The 22,733-nt window shown below is 65.9% G+C and carries 21 protein-coding genes and 1 pseudogene; 17 read left to right on the top strand and 5 right to left on the bottom strand.

Annotated features, from left to right (window positions below; genetic code table 11):
- The first annotated feature begins 90 nt into the window (after positions 1–90).
- The 14 genes from OU682_RS16090 (at position 91) to OU682_RS16025 (ending at position 16,510) form a co-directional block, all read left to right on the top strand.
- Positions 91–3,432, top strand: coding sequence for a M10 family metallopeptidase C-terminal domain-containing protein (locus OU682_RS16090; protein ID WP_268943198.1), 3,342 nt, complete (start codon positions 91–93; stop codon positions 3,430–3,432).
- Positions 3,433–3,536: 104 nt separating this feature from the next.
- A complete protein-coding gene (locus OU682_RS16085) occupies positions 3,537–3,938 on the top strand; it encodes a hypothetical protein (RefSeq protein ID WP_268943197.1) in 402 nt (133 codons plus the stop codon).
- 290 nt (positions 3,939–4,228) lie between these two features.
- Positions 4,229–5,587 (top strand): hypothetical protein, encoded by a 1,359-nt coding sequence (locus OU682_RS16080; RefSeq protein ID WP_268943195.1) that lies wholly within the window; start codon positions 4,229–4,231, stop codon positions 5,585–5,587.
- The gene (locus OU682_RS16075; RefSeq protein ID WP_268943194.1) at positions 5,559–6,101 is read left to right on the top strand and encodes a DUF2249 domain-containing protein; all 543 of its coding nucleotides are present in this window, start codon (positions 5,559–5,561) and stop codon (positions 6,099–6,101) included. Before OU682_RS16080 ends, OU682_RS16075 begins: the two co-directional genes overlap by 29 nt.
- The gene (locus OU682_RS16070; protein ID WP_268943193.1) at positions 6,094–6,381 is read left to right on the top strand and encodes a metal-sulfur cluster assembly factor; all 288 of its coding nucleotides are present in this window, start codon (positions 6,094–6,096) and stop codon (positions 6,379–6,381) included. The genes OU682_RS16075 and OU682_RS16070 overlap by 8 nt, the downstream gene beginning before the upstream one ends.
- A gap of 134 nt (positions 6,382–6,515) precedes the next feature.
- Positions 6,516–6,953: a pseudoazurin gene (locus OU682_RS16065; protein WP_268943192.1), complete on the top strand. Its 438-nt coding sequence runs from the start codon at positions 6,516–6,518 to the stop codon at positions 6,951–6,953.
- A gap of 110 nt (positions 6,954–7,063) precedes the next feature.
- A complete protein-coding gene (locus OU682_RS16060; protein ID WP_268943191.1) occupies positions 7,064–7,252 on the top strand; it encodes a hypothetical protein in 189 nt (62 codons plus the stop codon).
- Between the two features lie 604 nt (positions 7,253–7,856).
- Positions 7,857–10,073: a 4Fe-4S binding protein gene (locus OU682_RS16055; protein WP_371832264.1), complete on the top strand. Its 2,217-nt coding sequence runs from the start codon at positions 7,857–7,859 to the stop codon at positions 10,071–10,073.
- Between the two features lie 15 nt (positions 10,074–10,088).
- Positions 10,089–12,035 (top strand): TAT-dependent nitrous-oxide reductase, encoded by a 1,947-nt coding sequence (gene nosZ, locus OU682_RS16050; protein ID WP_371832263.1) that lies wholly within the window; start codon positions 10,089–10,091, stop codon positions 12,033–12,035.
- 2 nt (positions 12,036–12,037) lie between these two features.
- Positions 12,038–13,366: a nitrous oxide reductase family maturation protein NosD gene (locus OU682_RS16045; RefSeq protein WP_268943189.1), complete on the top strand. Its 1,329-nt coding sequence runs from the start codon at positions 12,038–12,040 to the stop codon at positions 13,364–13,366.
- The gene (locus tag OU682_RS16040) at positions 13,332–14,228 is read left to right on the top strand and encodes an ABC transporter ATP-binding protein (RefSeq protein WP_268943188.1); all 897 of its coding nucleotides are present in this window, start codon (positions 13,332–13,334) and stop codon (positions 14,226–14,228) included. Before OU682_RS16045 ends, OU682_RS16040 begins: the two co-directional genes overlap by 35 nt.
- Positions 14,225–15,046, top strand: a complete 822-nt coding sequence (locus tag OU682_RS16035; protein ID WP_268943187.1) for an ABC transporter permease — start codon at positions 14,225–14,227, stop codon at positions 15,044–15,046. Before OU682_RS16040 ends, OU682_RS16035 begins: the two co-directional genes overlap by 4 nt.
- Complete coding sequence (locus OU682_RS16030; protein ID WP_268943186.1) at positions 15,043–15,609, top strand: nitrous oxide reductase accessory protein NosL; 567 nt, start codon at positions 15,043–15,045, stop codon at positions 15,607–15,609. The genes OU682_RS16035 and OU682_RS16030 overlap by 4 nt, the downstream gene beginning before the upstream one ends.
- Positions 15,610–15,613: 4 nt before the next feature.
- Positions 15,614–16,510 (top strand): FAD:protein FMN transferase, encoded by an 897-nt coding sequence (locus tag OU682_RS16025; RefSeq protein ID WP_268943184.1) that lies wholly within the window; start codon positions 15,614–15,616, stop codon positions 16,508–16,510.
- Between the two features lie 15 nt (positions 16,511–16,525).
- Here the strand turns inward: OU682_RS16025 and OU682_RS24275 are convergent.
- A pseudogene (locus OU682_RS24275) lies at positions 16,526–16,645 on the bottom strand (IS5/IS1182 family transposase); the annotation flags it as partial.
- Positions 16,646–16,852: 207 nt separating this feature from the next.
- Here OU682_RS24275 and OU682_RS16015 point away from each other — a divergent pair.
- Positions 16,853–17,563 carry a Crp/Fnr family transcriptional regulator gene (locus OU682_RS16015; RefSeq protein WP_268943183.1) on the top strand — a complete coding sequence of 237 codons (711 nt, stop codon included), beginning with the start codon at positions 16,853–16,855 and terminating at the stop codon, positions 17,561–17,563.
- Between the two features lie 291 nt (positions 17,564–17,854).
- On the opposite strand, the gene OU682_RS16010 is transcribed toward OU682_RS16015, so the two are convergent.
- From OU682_RS16010 to OU682_RS15995, 4 genes are read right to left on the bottom strand one after another with little or no spacing between them, the layout of a single operon-like run.
- On the bottom strand, positions 17,855–17,980 hold the full coding sequence (locus tag OU682_RS16010) for a hypothetical protein (RefSeq protein WP_268943182.1): 126 nt from the start codon (positions 17,978–17,980) through the stop codon (positions 17,855–17,857).
- A 55-nt stretch (positions 17,981–18,035) separates the two neighbouring features.
- Complete coding sequence (locus tag OU682_RS16005) at positions 18,036–18,332, bottom strand: hypothetical protein (RefSeq protein ID WP_268943181.1); 297 nt, start codon at positions 18,330–18,332, stop codon at positions 18,036–18,038.
- Positions 18,333–18,370: 38 nt separating this feature from the next.
- Positions 18,371–19,438, bottom strand: coding sequence for an SH3 domain-containing protein (locus OU682_RS16000; RefSeq protein ID WP_268943180.1), 1,068 nt, complete (start codon positions 19,436–19,438; stop codon positions 18,371–18,373).
- Between the two features lie 52 nt (positions 19,439–19,490).
- Positions 19,491–19,706, bottom strand: coding sequence for a hypothetical protein (locus OU682_RS15995; RefSeq protein WP_268943179.1), 216 nt, complete (start codon positions 19,704–19,706; stop codon positions 19,491–19,493).
- On the opposite strand from OU682_RS15995, the gene OU682_RS15990 reads away from it, so the two are divergent.
- Together OU682_RS15990 and OU682_RS15985 are read left to right on the top strand one after the other, a co-directional pair.
- Entirely contained in the window at positions 19,705–19,986 is a 282-nt protein-coding gene (locus tag OU682_RS15990; RefSeq protein ID WP_268943178.1) for a hypothetical protein, read from the top strand. The two genes, OU682_RS15995 and OU682_RS15990, sit on opposite strands and share 2 nt — an antisense overlap.
- Positions 19,987–21,147: 1,161 nt before the next feature.
- A partial coding sequence (locus tag OU682_RS15985; RefSeq protein ID WP_268943177.1) for a transglycosylase domain-containing protein occupies positions 21,148–22,733 on the top strand: 1,586 nt, incomplete at its 3' end.

Genomic DNA, 22,733 nt, shown 5'->3' with positions numbered 1-22,733 from the left:
CAAAGCAACACACGCGATGCGTGCCAAAACCTATGGCATTACGCCATGCAGCATCAACCGTCCAAAGTTGCTGAACAGGGAGATCCAGATATGCCGACCTCTATCCAGAACAGCGAAGACTGGTGGATCAACGACCAGACGCCCGACAACCCGTATGGAAAAAGCGAGGATTACGACGCCTTTCTGGATTATCTCGGCGCGTTGAACCGCAGCCTGACGCCCGCAATCGCGGCCGAACCGCTGCGGATCAACGTCCACGAGCTGAACGACCATCCCGATTACAAGGCTGCGGCCATTGGCGCCCTGGCACTCTGGTCTTCGGTCACGCCGCTGAAATTCGAGATCGTCGACGACGCGCCGTTTGACAGCACCACCGACTGGATGGAGGTCGTCAGCCCCGAACTGGGCGAACTGGACGACGGCAGCGCCTATTCGGCCGACCGCTACGTCAGCATCGGCCAGCGCTTCCACGATACCGAACCCAACAAGACCGACATCGGCGGCTATGTGTTCGACTCGTTCGTTCACGAATTCGGCCACGAATTCGGCCTGAACCATCCCGGCCTTTACAACTACAGCGGCCCCGGCGGCGTGCAGATCAACTATCTGAACAACGCAACCTGGATTTATGATCGTCAGCAATACAGCGTCATGTCCTATTTCGACGGGATTGACGTAGGCGAGACCACCCGCTGGTCGCCATCGACGCCGCTGATGGCGGACATCGAGGCCGTGATCCGCCGTTTCTTCTCAACGGTCGATGCGAACGGACAGCGCACCTACCAGACGATCAACCTGAACACCGGCGACAACAACTATGGCTTCAACAGCACCGAATACGGCTATGAACTGACCTCGTCGGGAATGCAGCACGATATCGGCTTTGTCATCCACGACACCGGCGGCGACGATACGATCGACTTTTCCGGCTCGACCGCGGGCACGATCCTCGACTTGCGCGCGGGCCAGTTTTCCAGCGTGAACGGACACAGCAACAACGTCTCGATCTTCGCCGGTCACAATGCCGATCAGACTGAATATCATATCGAGAAAGGCATCGGCAGCCGCTTTGCCGACATCATGATCGGCAATGACGGGGCCAATGTCCTCGACGGCCGCGGCGGCGCAGACCGCATGGCCGGCAACGGCGGCGATGACGTTTATTTCGTCGACTCCGCCGAGGACATCGTCCGCGAGGAAAGCGACGGCGGAAACGATACGATCATCGTGATGACGGAAGGACTGGACATCGGCACTGTCGCGAATGTCGAGAACATCATCTATTCCGGCGGAACCGTTCCCGACCCGCAGGATGACGGCGACGACGACCCCGCGGGCGATGATGGCCTGCCTCTTGCCGACATTCTTGTGGGGGATCAGGGGAACGACACGCTGGACGGTGGCGCCGGCGGCAACACGATCTTCGGTCTGGGAGGCGATGATCTGATCACCGGCGGGCGTGACTCTCTTGCCAGCCGCGACATCAACAACACGATCGCGGTCGAGGATCTCGACGATCAGACAGAAAGCGACGATGGCGACGACGCGCTGTACGGGGGCCGCGGCGACGACACCATCATTGGCGGCGCGGGCGCTGACACGCTGGATGGCGGCAATGGCGACGACCTGCTCCGGGGCCAGGACGGCATCGACGTCTTCCGGGGCGGCGCGGGCAGAGACACGGTCGATTTCAGCATGGAAAGCCCCTTCCAGCTGCTGGTCAATCTCGAGACCAATGTCGCCAGCGGCGGCACGGCCTCGGGCGATACATTTGACAGCATCGAAAACCTGATCGGGTCCGATGACCGGATCGACCGCTTCATCGGCACCTCGGCGGCAAACCATTTCCGTGGCCAGGGGGGCGGTGACTATTTCAACGGCCGCAGCGGCAACGATGTTCTGGATGGCGGCAATGATGGCGACATCCTGTATGGCGAAGGCGGACACGACACGATCATCGGCGGCGCAGGTCAGGATTATCTCGACGGCGGCCACGGAACCGACACGGTCGTCTATACGGGCAGTTCAGCCGCCGTCAGGATCGACCTTGCCGGTGGTTCCGCCAGCGGCGGGGATGCCGACGGACCCGTGCAGATCGTGGGGCGCGGCACAGTCATCCGCCACGACATCCTTGCCGGCTTCGAGAACGCGGTCGGCTCGTATTTCGACGACCACATTTCCGGCAGCGATGCGGCGAACGCACTGTTCGGCGGCTCGGGCGACGACACGCTGTCAGGCGGCTTCGGCGCCGACACGCTGACGGGCGGCGCGGGGCGCGACACGGCGGATTATGCCTATGCCACGGGCGGGGTACGCATCGACCTGGCGGGCGGTCGGTCCGCCCGCGACATCTATGTCTCGATCGAGAATGCCGCAGGCTCGGGGTTCAAGGACCGGCTGGACGGGAATGGCGCGGCCAACGTGCTGACCGGACAGGGCGGCGACGACGATCTCAGGGGCGGGCGCGGTGACGACACCCTGTTCGGCGATTTCGGCGATCGGGGCGAGGCCGTGCCGCGCCCGGGCATCGGCAGCGGCTATGCCACCCTGGGACCGGATGCGACCAACAACTCGATCGCAACGGCGTTCGACATCTCTGACAATTTCTCGCTGGTTGCCGACCCGGACATCTTCGACTCGACGACGGTCCTTCACACGACCGTCAATGCCACCGGGACCGGCGCAGGCGGCTACTACAGGATCGATCTTGCGGCCGGCACGGTCATCACGATCGACATCGATGGCATCGCCGATCCCGATGTCCATGACAGCTGGGTCAGGCTGCTGGACGGCGACGGCAATATCATTGCCGAGAACGACGATGGCGGCGGCGATCCCGGCTCGACCAGCAGCCGCGACTCCTCCACCGTCTTCACCATCAAGGAGACTGGCACCTACTACATCCTCGAAGGAAGCTGGTCGCCCGAGGTGCCGGGGGATGGCTGGTCCGATTCCGTGCCCGAAGGCTCGACATACGAGCTGAACGTGTCGGTGGAGTTCCCGCCCGAGCCCGTCGAGCCGGGCGTTTCTGGCCAGGATACCCTTCGCGGAGGGGGCGGCAGCGACCTGCTGGATGGCGGGCTGGCCGCTGACACGCTGATCGGCGGCGAGGGCGAGGACAGCTTCCGCTTCTCGACAGCGCTTGGCGACGACAATGTCGACCGGATCAGGGATTTCGACATCGCTGACGACCTGATCCTCCTGGCCGAGGACATTTTCGACGGGATCGGCGCAGTCGGCGCACTCGCCTTCGGGGCATTCCACAGCAGCTCGACCGGTGCTGCGCATGACGCAAGTGATCGCATCGTGTATAACAGCGCCAACGGCATCCTGTCCTACGATGCCGACGGCTCGGGTCAGGAGGAAGCGATAAGGTTCGCGCGGCTGAACACGGACCTCAGCCTCTCGGCCGAAGACTTCTACGTCGTCTGATGCGACAAGGGATGGGGCGCTGTCCTGCGCCCCATCCTCCCGCAGAGTTCGGCAACGCGTAGGCCGCGGCAGTCCGGAACGGCTGAAGCACGAGGAGGGACAGGATGGAACGGCTTGCAGGTCGCCGCAGGGTATTGCTGGCCATCGCCACCGTGGCGGTTGGAGTGGCCTCACGCGGCGACACCGGGCAACCGGCTGATGTTGACGTCACGATCGGGTTCGAGGGTGGCGAAATCATCCCGAAGGGTCAGCTGGCTGTCTATCTCGATGGCCCTGATGCGCGGGGCGACAGGAGATCTCTGGCTGCAGGGACGACCACCGAAAGCGACGGCGGGTCGAGAAAGATAAGCGTCTCGCTCTCGCTGCCCCCTGGCATGAACACTTCGTCGCCACAGCAGATCGTTGCACGGTTGCAGCGCCCGGATGGCTGGCTGCTTGCCCGAGGCAGCGCGCAACTCGAGGGCGGCTCACCCGTCCTCATCACACTCCACACCGTCATGCACTGAAGTATCCAGGCCAGGATCAGTCCGCCGATGCCCCCGCCTGCCGCTTTCCCGACAGGCGGGTCTTTGCCATTGCGGCCCTGCAGCAGGAGGCTGTCAGCCTGCATCGCAAGCCGGTCATCCCGCCACCAGAGCGAAGGGGGCGTCTGCAGGATCAGAGCCGCAGCGTGATGCACTCGGCTGGCGGATGAAGATCGGGTCGGCGACCTTTCCGGCCCTCCTCTTTGACGGGTCGCAAAGACAGCGTGGGCGGGTGGGGGGATGATGCCGGTCTATGCTTCGGGGGGTTGCTCATGATCGGCAGGCAGTTGTCGCGCTGGACCATGGCCTGGTTCGCCTCGGCCCTGGCGTTTCTGGTCGCATCGCTTTGCGCCGCAGTGGCCGGGGCGGGCGGGCCGGGCCACTGGTCGGGCGGGGCTGCGCTGGCGGTGGTGCATCTGTTCGCCCTTGGCTGGCTGTGCCAGATGATGCTGGGATCGTTGATCCAGTTCACGCCGGTGCTCTGCGCGCGGCCCGTGGCTGTGCCCGGGCTGGCGCTGCCCGCGCTGCTGCTGACAGGCGGCGGGACGGCGATGCTGGCGGCAGGGTTTCTGTCGCTGGACGGCTGGGCACCGGGACAAGGGCTGCTTGCGCTGGCGCCGGTTGTCCTTGCAGTCGCCTTCGCGATGACCGGCGCGATGCTGGCGCCGACGCTGGTGGGCACAAGAGGCCTGGGCGGGGCCGAGGGGCGCATGGTCGCCCTGGCGCTGGTGGCGCTTGGCGGGCTGTGGGCTACCGGAGCGGCGATGGGTTGGGCGCTTGGGGGATATGACCTGCTGCCCGTTGCCCTTTTCGAGGCCCTGCCCCTGCACATCCTGCTGGGTGCGGGGGGCTTTCTGACGCTGGCGGCCTTTGGGGTCAGCTACAAGCTGTTTGCGATGTTCCTGTTGGCGCCCGAAGGGAACGGCGCCCTTCGTCAGGCGGTCTTCGGGACTGCATCGCTTGCCCTGGGACTGACGCTTGGCCTGACGGGACTGGCGCTTGCCGGGCGTGGCTCCATTCCCCTTTCCCTTCTGGCTGCGTTTGCCGATGCCGCAGCCGTCGCCTTGTATCTGGCCGAGATCCGCCGCCTGTGGCGCAGCCGCCACCGTCCAAAGACCGAGGTGAACATGCGCTGGAGCTGCGCGGCCCTGGGCTTCCTTGGTCTGTCCGCCGCCCTGTTGCCGCCCGCGATCCTGTGGGGCGGCCGCTGGGCCGAGGCTGCGGCCTTCGCGGCCCTGGCGGGCTGGCTGTCCACGCTGACCTTGGCGCAGATGGTCAAGATCGTCTCGTTCCTGACCTGGATCCAGGTCTTCGCCCCCCGGATCGGGCGCTGCCCGGTGCCGCTGGTCTCCGACCTGGTGGATGCCCGCGCGACCGGGCGCTGGCTTGGACTATGGGTGGCGGGGGCGGCAGGCGGAACGCTGGCCCTCGCCGCAGCCCAGGCGTCCGGGTTCCAGCTGGCGGCGCTTGCCATGCTGGCCGCTGCCCTGGGCCTTGTGCGCGAGGCCTGGGCAATCCGCCGCCTGCGCCATCTCGACCCCGCCCGGCGGCCCGGCCGCCTGCCTCCTCTTGTGCTTCCCGCCCCTCCTCAAGGACCAGACCATGACCACACCCGATCCGCTCGAGCTTGATGTCCGCCCGCAGCTTCAACGCGGCGAGGAGCCCTTTGCCGCCATCATGAGCGCCACCGAACGGTTGCAGCCCGGCCAGGCGCTGCGGCTGGTCGCGCCTTTCCGGCCCGCGCCGCTGTTTGCTGTCATGGCCAACCGGGGCTTTGCCGTCAGTGACCGCCGCCGTCCCGACGGTGCGTGGGAGGTTCAGTTTGCCCCGCTGGAAGGCGCCGCGCCTGACGCGGGCCTGGCGCCCGGGTCCGCCCCCGGCGCGGCGCTCTGGCCCGACCCGTCGATGACGCTGGACCTGGCCGGACTGGCGCCGCCCGAACCCATGGTGCGCATCCTGGAGGCGCTGGCCGCTCTTCCGGCGGGTGAAGTCCTGTTCGCGCTGCTGGACCGCGAGCCGATGTTCCTGTTCCCCGAACTGACGACGCGCGGGCACGAATGGGCAGGCAATTTCGCCCCCGACGGGGCGTCTTATCGTCTGCTGGTCCGGTCTGGCGGGCCGGACCGGGGGGTGGATCATGGCTGACGATCCGCGGACGGCGGTGCTTGCCGCCCTGCGCCAGGTGATGGACCCGGAAGCCGGGCAGGACCTGGTCTCGATGGGGCTGGTCTATGACGTGGCGGTCCGGGACGGCCGGGCAAGCGTCATCATGACCACCACCACGCGCGGCTGCCCCCTGTCCGAGATGCTGCGCATGGGGGCAGAGGCGGCGGTGCTGGCCGTGCCGGGCGTGACCGAGGCCGACGTGGCGCTGACCTGGGATCCGCCCTGGACGCCCGACAGGATCGAGGCGCGGGCTTTCTGATCATGCGGTTCGCCGGCCCCGAGGACTGGCGCACCGTTCCGCTGTTTGCGTTTCGTCAAAGTCGAGGCCCCCGAACAGGCCTAGACCCTTGGGCAACGGGCCGGGACCGGTCCGCCAATCCAGGAGACCTACAGATGACACGCAGTTCATTCCTTGCAGCCCCCGTCCTTCTTCTTGCCATGGCAGGCACCGTCCTGGCCGCTGAGCACGAGGTTCACTTGCTGAACATGGGCGAGGCCGGGATGATGGTGTTCGAGCCCGCATTCGTGAAGGCCGCGCCGGGCGACGTGATCCACTTCATCCCCACCGACAAGAGCCACAATGTCGAGGCGATCAAGGAGATCCTGCCCGAAGGCGTCGAGCCCTTCAAAAGCAAGATCAACGAGGAATACACGCTGACCATGACCGAGCCCGGCCTTTACGGCGTCAAGTGCACGCCGCATTTCGCCATGGGCATGGTGGGCCTGATCCAGGTGGGCGATGCGCCCGCGAACCTGGACGCCGCCAAGTCCGCGAAGATGTCCAAGAAGGCGCGCGAGCGCATGGACGCGGAGATCGCCCAGGTCCGGTGATCCTGGCCGCGACGGGGCGGGATCGCCCGCCCCGCGAACCGAAAGGCCGGCCCCATGCCCGTCAGGTTCTCTGCCGCGTACCGCCAGATTGCCTGCCACTCGGGCTTCAGGTGCTGTGCCAGCATGGCGAAAGCGCCACCGTGATCCTGCCCCACGACAAAGCGCTGATCGCCGGCAGGGTGGGGATGAAGCCCGCCGGCCAGAGCCAGCGGCACCGCCGGCGCGGCCAGCCAGTCCGGCGCCGCGCGCAGGTGCAGGAAGCCGCCCGGGATCGTCCGCGCCTTGAGGAAGCGTCCTGAATTCTTGGCGAAATGGCACCTTGGCCCCGGACAAGGACGGCATTCGGCGCAGGCATGGGTTTCCCGCAGGTGCTTGCCTGCACGGGTCATACCGCATCTGCCGGATGAGGCTGAAATTCCTTGACTGCCTGTTCTTCGTGCAATTGAGTTGAATGAGACGGATTCACTGTTCCTTTTTGCGGCAGCGCAAAGACGCGCCCTGTCCCGCGACCTATCCCATGCCCATGACACGCGCCCCATGCCTTTTGCGACTCCGGCTCTGCCTGGCGATCCTGCCGGTGCTGATGCTGCTTGCGGGCAGCTGGGCGCAGGCATCACTGCCCGTGGCCGGTCCGATGACGGTCGAGATCTGCAGCGACGGGGTGATGAAAACCGTGCAGATCGAGGCTCCGGGGGCGCCCGCACCTGCGTCCCATGATTGCAGCGACTGCCTGAGCTGCCTCTTGCCAGTTCCGGCGGACCTTGCGCCGGATGCAAACCTTGTCCGCCCGGCCGACTGGCGTGCCGCCATTCATCCGCAGCCGATCGCACGAGCGCTTGCGGCTTGCCGCAGTGCCGCTTTCCAGCCGCGCGGTCCCCCCATCCAAACCTTCCGGCAGCAAGCATGACCTTGACCAAACATCTATTCCTTTGCCTTTTGCTGGCCTGCCTGTCGGCGCTGGCGCCCATGTCGGCGGATGCCCGGACAGTTCTGCAGGATCTTCTTCCCGACCAGACGGCATCCGACCTTGTTCCCGGTGCCGAGGGCTTTGGCCCCATCCGCGAGGACCTGGCCGCGGCCCCCGTGCTGAAGGGCGGCAAGACGGTGGCCTGGGCCTTCGTCACCTCGGACTTCGTTGGGACCACGGGCTATTCCGGCAAGCCCATCCATACCTTGATCGCCGTGGACCCGGATGCCAGGATCGCGGGCGTCCGGCTGGTCAAGCATTCCGAGCCCATCGTCCTCATCGGCATCCCCGAAGCCAAGGTCCGCGCCCTTGTCGAGGGCTACAAGGGCCTGGATCTGGTCGCCGAGGCGCAGTCGGGCGGCACCACGCATGACGTGGACATCATCTCGGGCGCGACGGTCACGGTGATGGTGATCGACGATTCCATCATCCGGTCCGGCCTCAAGGTCGCGCGCGCGCTTGGCCTTGGCGGCCTCGCCCCCGTGGCCGCCGCCGCTGGGCCGCGATTCGAGATCGACCCCGCAGCGGCGGCCCCCGCCGACTGGGCCACGATGGAAGGCGATGGCACGCTGCGCCGCCTGTCGCTGGACGTCGGCCAGGTCAACGAGGCCTTCGCCGCCAGTCCCGACATTCGCGCCGCACAGCGCGCCCTGACCGAAGCACCCGAGACGACCTTCATCGACATGCAGGTGGCGCTTGTCTCGGTGCCCGGCATCGGCAAGGCGATCCTAGGCGATGCGGCGGATGCGAACCTGCGCGGCTGGCTGGCCGAGGGCGACCAGGCCATCGCGGTCTTCGGGCAGGGCCTCTACAGCTTCAAGGGGTCGGGCTATGTGCGCGGGGGCATCTTCGACCGGATCGTGCTGATCCAGGACGACGTGTCGGTGCGGTTCCGAGACCGCGATCACCGCCGCCTCAACGGCATCGCCGCCGAGGGCGCGCCCGGTTTCACGGAAATGGACCTGTTCCGCATTCCGGCGGGCACCGGTTTCGACCCGGCCAAGCCCTTCCGCATCCAGTTGCTGGTGCAGCGCGAGGTCGGGCCCATCGAGAAGGTCTTCCAGACCTTCGAACTGGCCTATGAATTGCCGCCGCACTACCTGCGTCAGGTCACCGCCCCCGCCCCCGAGCCCCAGGCCGCACCTGCCGCCGCCACGCCCGTCGCGTCCGAGGAAAGCCAGGCCCAGGCCGAGCTGTGGAAGCGCATCTGGCTGGATTCGCAAGCAAGGATCGCGGTGCTGGGCGTCATGCTGCTGGTGCTGACGGGGGTGTTCTTCTTCCAGCACTTCGCGGTCAGGAACGAGCGGCGCTTTTACATCTTCCGCATGGTCTATCTGGCGGCCACGCTTGTGGTGCTGGGCTGGATGTTCAACGCGCAACTGTCGGTCGTGAACCTGATGGCGCTGTTCGGCGCGCTGGTCACGGGCTTCAGCTGGCAGGCCTTCCTGCTGGATCCGCTGACCTTCATCCTGTGGTTCGCGGTCGCCGCCGCGCTGCTGTTCTGGGGACGGGGGGCCTATTGCGGCTGGCTGTGCCCCTTTGGGGCGCTGCAGGAACTGACCAACCAGGTCGCGCGCAAGCTGCGCATCCCGCAATGGACCCTGCCCTGGGGCCTGCACGAACGGCTGTGGCCGCTGAAATACATGATCTTCCTGGGCCTGTTCGGCGCCAGCCTGATGAGCGTGGAACAGGCCGAACGCCTGGCCGAGGTCGAGCCCTTCAAGACCGCGATCATCCTGAAATTCGTGCGCGCCTGGCCCTTTGTCGCCTATGCGGTGGCGCTGCTGGTCGCGGGGCTGTTCGTGGAACGCTTTTATTGCCGTTACCTGTGCCCGCTGGGCGCGGCACTGGCGATCCCGGCCCGGATCCGGATGTTCGACTGGCTGAAACGCTATCACGAATGCGGCAATCCCTGCCAGATCTGCGCCCATGAATGCCCCGTGCAGTCGATCCATCCGACCGGAGAGATCAATCCGAACGAATGCATCAACTGCCTGCATTGCCAAGTGCTCTATCACTCGCCCAAGGTTTGCCCCGTCGTCATCAAGAAGGTGAAGCGGCGCGACAAGCTGGCGGCAAGCGCGGTCCCGGACCTGGGAAGGCCCCCTGCGGGCCATCCCAATGCGGCGCGCGTCACCAAACCCTCCATCTGACAAAAACAGGAGATGATGATGGACAGAACAGACAAGAAGGGCGTCAGCAGGCGGATGCTGCTGGGCGCGACGGCAGGGGGCGCGGCGGCCGCCACAGCCTTTGGCGGGCGGCTGGCGCTTGGCCTGGGCGGGGCGGCGGGCGTTACCGCCGCGACGGCGGGCGCGGCGATGGCGGCCGAGGGCACCGGCGCGGTGGCGCCAGGGCAGCTGGACGCCTATTACGGCTTCTGGTCCTCGGGCCAGACGGGCGAGATGCGCATCCTGGGCGTGCCGTCGATGCGCGAACTGATGCGGGTGCCGGTGTTCAACCGCTGCTCGGCGACCGGCTGGGGCCAGACCAATGAATCGGTCCGCATCCACCAGCGGACGATGTCGGACAAGACGAAGAACCTTCTGGCCGCCAACGGCAAGAAGATCCACGACAACGGCGACCTGCACCATGTCCACATGTCCTTCACCGAGGGCAAGTATGACGGCCGCTATCTTTACATGCAGGACAAGGCCAACAGCCGCGTCGCCCGCGTGCGCTGCGACGTGATGAAATGCGACTCGATCCTGGAAATCCCCAATGCCAAGGCCATGCACGGGTTCCGGCCGCAGAAGTTCCCGCGCACCAACTATCTGTTCGCCAATGGCGAGGAAGAAGCGCCGCTGGTCAACGACGGCAAGACGATGGACGACCCGAAGACCTATGTGAACATCTTCACGGCGGTCAACGCCGACGAGATGCAGGTCGCATGGCAGGTCATCGTGTCGGGCAACCTGGACAACGTCGATGCCGACTACGAAGGCAAATGGGCCTTCTCGACCTCGTACAACTCGGAAATGGGCATGACGCTGGCCGAGATGACCGAGGCCGAGATGGACCATGTCGTCGTCTTCAACATCGCCGAGATCGACAAGGCCGTCGAGGCGGGCGATTACCAGGAACTGAACGGCGTCAAGGTTCTGGACGGGCGCAAAGAGGCGAACAGCCAGCTGACCCGCTATATCCCCATCGCCAACAACCCCCACGGCTGCAACATGGCGCCGGACCGCAAGCACCTGTGCATCGCGGGCAAGCTGTCGCCAACCGTGACCGTTCTGGACGTAACGAAGTTCGACGCCCTGTTCACGGAAAACGCCGATCCGCGCAGCGCGGTCGTGGCCGAACCGGAACTGGGCCTCGGGCCCCTTCACACCGCCTTTGACGGGCGCGGCAACGCCTATACCTCGCTGTTCCTGGACAGCCAGGTCGTCAAGTGGAACATCGAGGACGCAATCCGCGCCTATGCGGGCGATCAGGTCGATCCGATCAAGGACAAGATCGACGTGCAATACCAGCCCGGTCACCTCAAGACCGTGATGGGCGAAACGCTGGACGCCACAAGCGACTGGCTGGTGGTCTTGTGCAAGTTCTCGAAGGACCGCTTCCTGAACGTGGGCCCCCTGAAACCTGAAAACGACCAGTTGATCGACATTTCGGGCGACAAGATGGTGCTGGTCCATGACGGCCCGAACTTTGCCGAACCGCACGACGCGATCGCGGTCCATCCCTCGATCATGTCGGGCATCAAGTCGGTCTGGGACCGCCAGGATCCCATGTGGGCCGAGACCCGCAAGCAGGCCGAGGCCGACGGCATCAACATCGACGACTTCGTCGGCGAGGTGATCCGCGACGGCAACAAGGTCCGTGTCTACATGAGCAGCGTGGCGCCGAACTACAGCCTGGAAGACTTCACGGTGCAGCAGGGCGACGAGGTGACGGTGATCGTCACCAACCTGGACGAGATCGACGACCTGACCCACGGCTTCACCATCGGCAACTATGGCGTCGCGATGGAGATCGGGCCGCTGCAGACCAGTTCGGTCACATTCGTCGCAAGCGAACCGGGCGTCTACTGGTATTACTGCCAGTGGTTCTGCCACGCCCTGCACATGGAGATGCGCGGCCGCATGTTCGTCGAACCGAAGGCCGCCTGACCATGCGCCGGCTTGTCCTGATCCTTGGCCTGCTTGCCGCCCTGCCCGCGCTTGCGGCAGAGCATCGGGTTGCGCCCGGTCCGGGCAGTCTGGCGCAAGCCATCGCCGGGTCCGCCCCCGGCGATGTGCTGATGCTGCAGGACGGGGCCTATCCCGGCCCCGTCACCATCGACCGTCCCCTGACGATCACCGGCCCGGAAGGGGCGGTGGTGGACGGCGGAGGCCAGGGTACCGTCATTGCCGTCGATGCCCCCGACGTGGCGCTGCGGGGCTTCACCGTCACCGGGTCCGGGACAAAGAACGAGGATCTGGACGCGGGCGTGAAGATCCTGAAAGGCGCGGACCGGGCGCGTATCGAAGGCCTGACCCTTACCGACAACATGCACGGCATCGACGTGCATGGCGGGCGCGACGCCCAGGTGATCCGCAACCGCATCACCGGGCGGCAGGAACCGCACATGAACCAGCGGGGCAACGGCATCTATGTCTGGAACAGCCCCGGCACCCTGCTGGACGGCAACATCATCCGGTACGGCCGCGACGGCATCTTTTCCAACGCCAGCGCCAGCAGCATCTATCGCAACAACATCATGCGCGACCTGCGCTTCGCCGTGCATTTCATGTACACCCGCAACACCGTGGTGTCGGACAACATCAGCATCGGCAACCACCTGGGCTTTGCCATCATGTTTTCCGACCGGGCGAAGATCCTGCGCAACCTCAGCCTGGGGGACCGGGAACACGGGCTGATGCTGAACTATGCCAACAATGCCGACGTGACCGGGAACCTGATCCGGGGCGGCACCAAGAAGTGCCTGTTCATCTATAATGCCCACAAGAACCTGATCTGGGACAACCGCTTCCAGAACTGCGGCATCGGCATCCATTTCACCGCCGGGTCGGAACGGAACGTCCTGACCGGAAACGCCTTCGTGGGCAACCGCGAGCAGGTGAAATACGTGGGCACCCGCTTCATGGAATGGAGCCACGACGGGCGCGGCAATTTCTGGTCGGACCACCCGGCCTATGACCTGAACGGCGACGGGGTGGCCGACGGCACCTATCGGCCCAACGATCTGATCGACCATATCCTGTGGTCGCAGCCCGCAGCCGCCCTTTTGACCGGATCGCCCGCCGTGCAGCTTGTCCGCTGGAGCCAGTCGAGCTTTCCCGCAACCCTGCCCGGCGGCGTCGCTGACAGCCACCCGCTGATGCGCCCCCTGACCATCCCCGTTCCCGCCGACATCGAAGCCCATGAGGCCGAGGTCGCCGGACGCTGGGCCAAAGGAAGTTATGATGACATCGACCCTGACGATATCGCGTCTCACTAAACGCTTCACGGGTGTTGAGGCTCTGTGCGACGTGTCCCTGACGGTCGAGCCCGGTCAGCGCGTGGCGCTGCTGGGCCATAACGGCGCGGGCAAATCCACGATGATGAAGATCATCCTGGGCCTGATCCCCTTCGACAGTGGCGAGGTCACGGTCTGCGGCGCGGCCCCCGGTTCCGCTGCGGCCCGCGCCCAGGTCGCCTATCTGCCCGAGAATGCCGCCTTCCACCCGGCCCTGACGGGCGAGGAGCAGATCCGCCATTACCTGTCCTTGCGGGGCGAAAAGCCCGCGCAGGCGCTGGAACTGCTGGCGCGCGTGGGCCTGGACCATGCCGCGAAACGGCGCATCGGCACCTATTCCAAGGGGATGCGGCAGCGGGTGGGCCTGGCGCAGGCGCTGATCGGCAAGCCGCGCCTGCTGGTCCTGGACGAGCCGACCTCGGGGCTTGACCCGGTGTCGCGGCGCGATTTCTACGCGCTGCTGGACGGGCTGGCGGCGGGGGGCACGGCGATCCTGCTGTCCAGCCACGCCCTGACCGAGGTCGAGGCGCGCACCGACCGGATCCTGATCCTGTCGGACGGGCGGCTGCGCGCGCAGGGCACCCTGGCCGACCTGCGCCGGGCCGCGGCCCTGCCGGTGGCGATCAGCGTGGCCCCCGCGCCGGGGCAGAAGGAGGTCCTGGCGACGGCCCTGCCGATGGCGCGGGCCAATGGCGACGGGCGGCTGCACCTGGACTGCGCCCAGGGCGACAAGCTGGCCGTGCTGGCGCGCATCACCGGCCTGCCGCAGGTCGCGGATCTGGAGGTGATCCCGCCCAGCCTGGAAGACATCTATTCCCATTTCAGCCAGAGGGACGGGCAATGAGCCGGATCCTGTCCACCGCCGCCGTCGAGTTCCGCATCGCTCTGCGCAACCGCTGGGTCGCCATCGCCGTCGCGCTGATGGTGGTCTTCGCCCTGGTCCTGGCCGCCGCCGGGGCCGCGCCCACCGGCGATGTCGGCGCCGACCGGCTGTCGGTGATCGTGGCCTCGCTGACCTCGCTGGCAGTCTATCTGGTCCCGCTGATCGCCCTTCTGATGAGCTTCGACGCCATCGCCGGCGAGGTCGAGCGAGGCACCCTGCCCCTGCTGCTGACCTATCCCGTCAGCCGCGCCGAGGTTCTGGCGGGCAAGCTGCTGGCCCATCTGGCGATCCTGACCCTGGCGGTCGCCGCAGGCTATGGCGCGGCGGCGGTGGCGGCGTTCTGGATGGACCCGGCATCCGCCGCCGGGCTGCCCGCGCTGCTGCGGCTGGTCGCAAGCTCGGTCCTGCTGGGCGCGACCTTCCTGGGAATGGGCTATGGGCTGTCGGCGCTGGCGCGCAGGCCCTCGGGCGCGGCGGGGCTGGCGGTCGGGCTGTGGCTGGGGGCGGTCGTCCTTTACGACCTGGTGCTGCTGGCCCTGGTCGTGTCGGATGGCGGCGGGGCGCTGACGACGCAGGCGCTGCCCTTCGCGCTGCTGGCGAACCCCGCCGATGCCTTCCGCCTGTTCAACCTGGCTGCCGCCCAGGCCAGTGCCGCCGCGGGGGGCATGGGCGGGGCGGCCGCGGCCATTCCCCTGTGGCAATCGGCGCTGTCGGTCGCCTTGTGGCCGGTCCTGGCCCTGGCGCTTGCCGTTGCCGCCTTCCGAAAGGTCACACCATGAAACGCGCGCTTGTCCTGGCCATGATCCTGGGCCTTGCCGCCTGCAAGCAGGACCTGGCACAGGACACGACCCCGGTCGAACTGACCGCCGAGACGCTGGGCCATTTCTGCCAGATGAACCTGCTGGAACATCCCGGCCCAAAGGCCCAGATCCATCTTGAGGGGATGCCCGGCACGCCGCTGTTCTTCAGCCAGGTGCGCGACGCCATCGCCTATGCGCGCCTGCCCGAACAAAGCCACCCCATCCTGGCCATGCAGGTCAACGACATGGGCGCGCCGGGCGCCACATGGGAGGACCCGGGCCGGGGCAACTGGATCGACGCGGATGACGCCTTCTTCGTCCTGGGTTCAGCGCGCGAAGGCGGCATGGGCGCGCCCGAGGCCGTGCCCTTCGGCACCGAAGGCCCCGCCCGGGCCTTTGCCGCGCAGGAGGGCGGCACCGTCATGCGCCTGTCCCAGATCCCCGACGACCTGGTCCTGACGCCCAGGGACGCGGCGCCCGATCCTGCCGAGGATGCCGATTTCGAAAACCGCCTGCGCGCCCTGTCGCGCCCCGAGGGCTGACGCCATGACCCTGACCCGCCGCCGCTTCCTGACCATTTCCGCCGTTGCCGCCTGCCTGCCCGGCGCGCTTGCGGCGGCCCCCCGCCATTGGACGGGCCAGGCGCTTGGCGCCCGCGCCTCGATCCGGCTGGACCATCCCGACGCCCCCGCGATCACCGCCCGCTGCCTGGCCGAAATCGACCGGCTGGAAGGCATCCTGTCCCTTTATCGCACGGACAGCGCCCTGTCGCAGCTGAACCGCACCGGACGGCTGGATGCCCCGCCGTTCGAGCTGCTGGAATGCCTGTCCCTGGCCGGGGCGGTGCATCGCGCCAGCGGCGGAGCCTTCGATGTGACGGTGCAACCGCTGTGGGCGCTGTGGGCCGAAGCCGCGGTTCAGGGCCGCCGCCCCTCGCCCGCCGAGAGCGCTGCCGCGCTGCGGCAGGGCAGTTGGGACGATGTGGTCCTGTCGTCCCAGGCGATCACCCTGCGGCCCGGCATGGCGCTGACCCTCAACGGCATCGGCCAAGGCTATGTCGCCGACCGCCTTGCGGCGCTGCTGGAAGCCCGGGGCTTGACCGACATCCTGATCGACACGGGCGAGATGCGCGCCCTGGGCCCCCGCCGCTGGCCGGTGCGCCTCGACGGCGGCGGCAGCGTTCCCCTGTCGGCGCGGGCGCTGGCGACCTCGGCCCCGCGCGGGACGTGCTTCGACGCGGGCGGACAGGACGGGCATATCCTCGATCCCCGTACCGGCGGCCCCGTTGCCTCGCCCTGGAGGACGGTCTCGATCTCGGGGCCAAGCGCAGCGCTTGCCGATGCGCTGTCAACGGCGGCTTGCCTGACCCGGGATGAGGCCGAACTGGACGGGCTGATGGCAGCATTCCCGGCCGCCAGGATCGAAGCCGCGCTGATGGCCTGAAAGGACCTGGCAAGACCTTCTGATCCGGTCGGGCCAAGCGAGCCTGCGTTCGACCATCCAGCGGTGCCAGCACAGTCCTCCACCGGTTTGCACGCCATGACGGGCAATCCGGGGCGCGACGGAGCGGGCGCGGCATGGGGTCGAGCGCCTCGGCCAGCATGAGGCTGTCGTGCCTGTTGGCCGGGCTCAGGCGCAACCCGCGCGGCTGCCGCCGCACCATCCTGGCAGGCGCTGCCATCGGTGCGCCCTGACTCCGATGCACGGGACCAATGGCAAGGCCTGCATGAAGCACTACGGAGTGCTTTGCTTTTGTATGATTCTGCGTCACCTAGGGGACAACCCATGATGAAGGCGCAGAACGTGGCAATCGACATTTCCCTGGCGCGCAACCTGCACCTGTTCCGGCAGATGGAGCCTGCGGCGCTCGCGCGTCTGATGACCCGCGCCACTTCGCGCCGGGTGCTGCCTGGCGAGATGGTCTTCGAACAGGGGGCCGAGGCCGTGGCCTTCTACCTGCTGCTGCATGGGCGGCTGAAGGTCAGCCAGGTCACGCCCGACGGCCAGCAGGTCATCGTCCGCGTGGTTCATCCGGGTGACCTGTTCGGCTTTGCCCGTGCCCTTGCGCGCCCCGATTATCCCGGCACCGCGCGGGCGGCGGTCGAATCCATCGTGGTCAGCTGGCCCATGGCCGATTGGGACGCCGTAGTGGAAAACAACCCCCGCCTGGCCATCAACGCCATGCAGACCATTGGCCAGCGCCTGGACGAGGCCCATACCCGCCTGCGCGAAATGTCCACGCAAGAGGTCGAGCGGCGAGTGGCCCATGCCGTGCTGCGCCTGGCCGAAAAGGCGGGCCGCGCCGAAGGGGGCGGCACCCGCATCGATTTCCCCATCACCCGACAGGACATCGCCGAGATGACCGGCACCACGCTGCACACCGTGTCGCGCCTCCTGTCGGCCTGGGAGGGCCAGGGCCTTGTCGTGGGCGGGCGCCAGAAGCTGACCGTGATTGATGCCGAGGGCCTGGCGCGGATCGCCGACCCCAATGATTGACGCACCGTTCCGCTGTTTGCGTCCGAACAGCGCCTGTTCAGTCCACATCCAAGCCAGACCAGGATGAACATTCCCTGGTTCTGACTGATCCGGCGGGCTGTCAGACCCCGAGAGTTGGACGCATCAAGTCATCTCGGGTCTATGGCCGGTTCCTTGCTTGCCTCTTCCCGAAAATGCCGCACAGCAGGCGCTACACCATAAGGTTGACCAGCGGTGCCAAGGCGACAAGCCAAGGCCAGGCCGCTTTTGGCATCGGGTCGGCAAACCTGATCCATGGCATTCCCAGGAAGATCAGAAATACCGACGACATTGCATCGCCCTGCTGTCCAAAAGGTCAAACGCTGCGATCAGGAACAGCGCCAACGCGATCACGTAAAGCACGAAGACCATGTTGATCAAAGTCCGGCAGAGTTTCATCTGCGGCGCCTTTCAGGGGCTGCTGGCAATCACCGCGGCCTGGGCAAGGGAAAGCCTATCCCTCGCTGCCCATGAACTCGATGCCGCCAGTGGTTCCGTCGCTGTAGGCGATGCATTTCCATGGTGCGCGCTGTTCGCCGACACCGACGCGGACCAGGGTTCCGGCTTCGGAAAATCCCGAGCCGAGCAGAACGACATCGCCATTGTTCGCGGTACGCGAAACCTCGGCAAAGCAGACTGGCTCGGCAGGGGTGGGCGTTGCGCCGACCGTCTCTACGGCGGTATCCTCGACGCAGGCCGAAGGGGAAAGGCCCGCGAGGCCGAAAAGAACGGTCTTGCCGAAATGCGCCATCTTCGTTCTCTTACTGGCTTGCTTGAAGAATGCTGGCGTCATCCGCCATAGATGACTGCGTCGGGGATGACGAAACTCGCCGATCCGACTGAAACCATGTAGCCATCGGCTACCTTCGAGGCCTTGAAGGCAGCATTGGCATCGGCTTGCGAAGCGATGAAGGACGTCGGCATCCCGCCATCGTAGACGATGACGCGCGTAGGGCCGCCCGGCAGCGTCACCGACACCGTTCCGGTGCCGTTGCCTTCGCGGATCACGCCGAAATCGCACATCTGGGGCTCGGCTCCGGGGCCGGCATAGCATTCGACCTGGCCGGTGGCGTTGAACCCGGTACCCGGAACCAGCGCATCTGCTTCCCCGGCCCGCACGGGGCCCATTTCAGGCAGCCGTGTGGCTGCCTGTCCGGTCCCTTCCACAAGAAAGTCGCCGGCCGCCCATCCTTCGACGCCTGGATCGGCCAGCGTGGCCACGCGGCACCAGCGGCGCGCCTCGGCTGTCCGGCACCCAAGGTTGCGCACCTCGATCCCATCGGGCAACGTCATCAGCACGGCGGCACCGGTCGAGGGATCGGCGCGCAATTTCAAGCCTTGGCCCGCCCTAACCCGCCAGTAGTCCGGCCCGCCCTGCAGCCCGTCTGCGAAATCGCCCTTGACGACTTCGGCCCTGTCCCCCTCGATCGATATGTCCAAAGTGTATTCCGCGGCTTCACCGCGTCGTGCGGCATTCCGATAAAGATAGACCGAGATCGTGTACGTTCCCGACGTGGGCAGCACACCGTCGAAGCGGTTGATATCGGGCATGTAAGGACCGGTCAGGTTGCCGCCAGCCAGCGCCTCATCCCCCAAGCCGCGACCTGGTTCGTAGACGTTGAAGTAGGTCGCCGTATTGCCCGAGGAGAGGCTGATCTGCATCCTTTGCCCGGCTTCGGCCGCCAGCGTATAAAGGACAGTTTCGCGCCCGGCGACATTGGCCTTGATCCTGGTTCCGGTCGTTCCGGCTGCAAACTGCACGGCTTCCCTGCGCACCGGATCCTGGGCAAGCATGGACGAGGGTATCGTCAGCGCGACAAGGAATGCCGCCGTCATGGCAAGGGCCGTTCGCATCATGACTTTGCTCCTGCTCAATTGAACCGCCCGGCCGGGAGGCCGTATCACCTTCCTACTCGGCCACCACGACGCACATGCCGTTTACGCCATGTGGCGCCGTATAGCTGACGCTGAGTTCATTTTTCCCCGACATGATCTCGAAGGTCACACCATGATAGCCGCCGTCCCAGAAATCTTCGGCAACGGTGCGCAGTTGGGTGCGATGACCATTGACCCAGAGGTTTCCGGTTTCGGCCGCGACGGGGGTGGCAAGGATCGTGGCTGCCATGACCGTGGCTATTGTGGTCTTCACCTGTCCCTCCCTTGGAGTTCATGATGATGCCATGCGGTTCATGGCCCGCCTGTCATGGGTCCGGCCTATACTGCTTATTGTACAAATCACCGCGTCAGTTCCGTTTGAAACGGGTGATCTGCCGATCAAAAGTCAGGTGACGACATCCAGAGCGGCGCACATGCCTGATCTGAAACTCGGAGGAGCGGCTGCAAGCGCGATTTCCGCTAAACAACAGGATGCCTTCATGATTTCACTCAGGTGCTCCTTCGAGTGAAGACGAAGCTGGAAACAATGGTTAGTTAAAAGTTAAGTGGTTGTCTATAGTGTGTATTGTGATCATCGGCACGTAAGGGTTTTTGCTGATCAAACTCCGGTCTTGGAGGCATGGTCTTATTACCATTTGAGATAATTCCGGATTAATTATGCACCTTCAGGTAGAATATTCGCAAGTCAGCCTCTTTACATTATACATGCGCAACGCGGTCATGGGATCCGTGGCTCTGACAGGCTGCGCTTGGCATCATTGGCGCCGCAAGGAGGATGGCTTGAAGGACAATCGATCCGCTCCCCGGATATAACCGTCACGTCACCGTCATACGCAAACGCTGCGGCACACAGCTGGCGATTCCTGTCACCCGAGGAACTGGCGGCCTTTCTCAGCCGCTCGTTCAGGACACTGCTGGCCCTGCGACCTCGCGGGAATTTAGGCAGTGGAAACGCCGGCGGGCGCCATGGCCATGGGTCCATCATTGACCGATCCTGTTCCCGAGGAAACGGCTGGGCGCGCGTGGCCTCATCGGTGACCAGATGAGGCACGGGCCTGCGAAACCCTTCGGGCGTATTGATGGCCGAGGATCTTGCACGGTGATTTCTGCAATGCGGCAGCGGACAACCCTCTTTCCCTCCGACATGCACCTGGCACCACAGGATTGAAACTCCAGGAACTTGCCTGCCGGATCGTCGTTCATCATCGTCTGCCCGCACTTGTCCCAAGGCTTGAAAACTGTCCGAACGCCCTCCAGAGCCCGAGATGCGAGCTTCCGGTGCTTCCACGCCCTCGGCCGCATCGATGAAGACCCCTGCCAGCCTTGGTGCAAGCGACGGATCAGTTCCGCCTGGCGCAGGCCGGACCGGCGGCATGAGGTCGCCCTTACCCGACGCTGAGCCTTCAGACGGTGCCGTGCTGGATGCCTTGCAAGCGCTATGGCGGGCTGTTCGGCGCGCAGGCAAGAGGAAGGCGCAACAGGTCTGGGCCTGGATCGACGGCACGTTCAGGCCAGGGCTCGCGGGCATGAGATCAACTGCCTGGGCCCGAGTGCGGGACCATTCCGTGGCCATCTCGGGGTCTGCGGCTGAGAGGCTGTCGCGGGTCTCCTGGCCGTCCCTCCGGTTTCGATGGCCGCGCAGGAGAGTTCCGGGCGGGCTTGGCTCGGGATTGGTCCGTCAAGGGCGGCGCGTCGCTGTCTGGTCGGTCGCACTGCTGGCGGCCGGCGCGGCAACGACCGTCCTTGTCCTCTGGGTGACCATGCGGGATCTGCCCCTGGCCGAAGTTCTGCCGCCCCTCCCCGAGCCTGCGATTGCCGTGCAGCTTGCGACCGGGGAAACGCTGACCGCGCAAGGGGCATACCGGGCGCCCTACATCGCGCTTGACGAGATGCCGCCCCATCTGGGCCAGGCCGTGCTCGCCATCGAGGATCGGCGCTTTTACGAGCACGGCGGGATCGATCTGCGGGGAACGACACGCGCCATGCTGCGCAACGCCCAGGCAGGAGGTGTCGTGCAAGGCGGCAGCACCATCACCCAGCAGCTGGTGAAGATCCTCTATCTCAAGCCGGAACGCACCCTGCGGCGCAAGCTTCAGGAGGCTGTGCTGGCGGGCATGCTGGAACGTCAGCTTGGCAAGGATCGCATCCTGGAGCTGTACCTCAACGCGGTCTATCTCGGCTCGGGGTCCCACGGCATGCCGGCGGCGGCGCATACCTACTTCGACAAGGATGTGGAGGCATTGAGCCTGCCCGAGGCGGCTTTGCTGGCTGCCTCGATCCAGCTGCCTTCGCTGGTCAATCCGGTTTCTGATCTGGAGGCTGCCCGAGATCGGGCGGGACTGGTGCTGGCGCTGATGGCCGAGCAGGGCCACATCGATGACGCGACACGCGATCAGGCGCTGGCAGAGCTGGCCACGCTTGCACCCGAGCCGCCCCCCACGCGCGCCGGCAGCTACTTTGCCGACTGGGTGCTGGATGAGATGAAGACCATCAAGGGTCCTTCGTCGGGGGGGCTGTCGGCCACCGCGACACTCGATCCAGAGCTTCAGGCCAAGGCGGAACGGATTGTCCGGAACGTCATGGCAGAACAAGGGGCCGCAGCCGGTGCAACGCAGGCGGCCCTTGTGGTCATGACGCCTGACGGGCGGGTGCGCGCCATGGTGGGCGGGCTCGACTACAAGTCCAGTCAGTTCAACCGGGTAACGGACGCCAAACGCCAGCCGGGCTCCACCTTCAAGCTCTTCGTCTACCTGACGGCGCTTGCCCTGGGGGCGGATCCCGATACCCGCATCTCGGATGGCCCGATCGCCATCGGCGACTGGAAGCCCGAGAACTTCGATCGAAGAAGCCATGGCACCGTCACCCTGCGGGAAGCCTTTGCCTCGTCCTACAATCTCGCCACCGTCCGCCTTGCCCAGACGATAGGGATCGAGCAGATCATCGAGATCGCGCGCTGCTTCGGGATCGAGGCCCCTCTCCAGGCGACTCCCTCGCTGGCCCTGGGCACTTCCGAGGTGACCCTGCTCGACATGACCGAGGCCTTTGCGGGGGTGGCCCGGGGCCGCGCTCCCGTCCGGGCGACCGGTATCGAAGCCCTGCGACTGACGGAAAGCGGCGATGCCCTGAGTGTCGTCAGGGTTGGCGAGGACGAGCAGACCAGCCTCAGCCGGACGCAGGAGCCCATGCTCGATCTGTTGCGCGCCGTGGTCGAGGAGGGAACAGGCCGGGCCGCCGCGATCAAGGGCCTCGACATTCT

Origin of the sequence: Paracoccus benzoatiresistens (assembly GCF_026913015.1) — a bacterium.
GTDB lineage: Bacteria > Pseudomonadota > Alphaproteobacteria > Rhodobacterales > Rhodobacteraceae > Paracoccus > Paracoccus benzoatiresistens.
The sequence above is the reverse complement of the archived record's forward strand: the minus strand, read 5'-3'. Positions and strand labels throughout refer to the sequence as shown.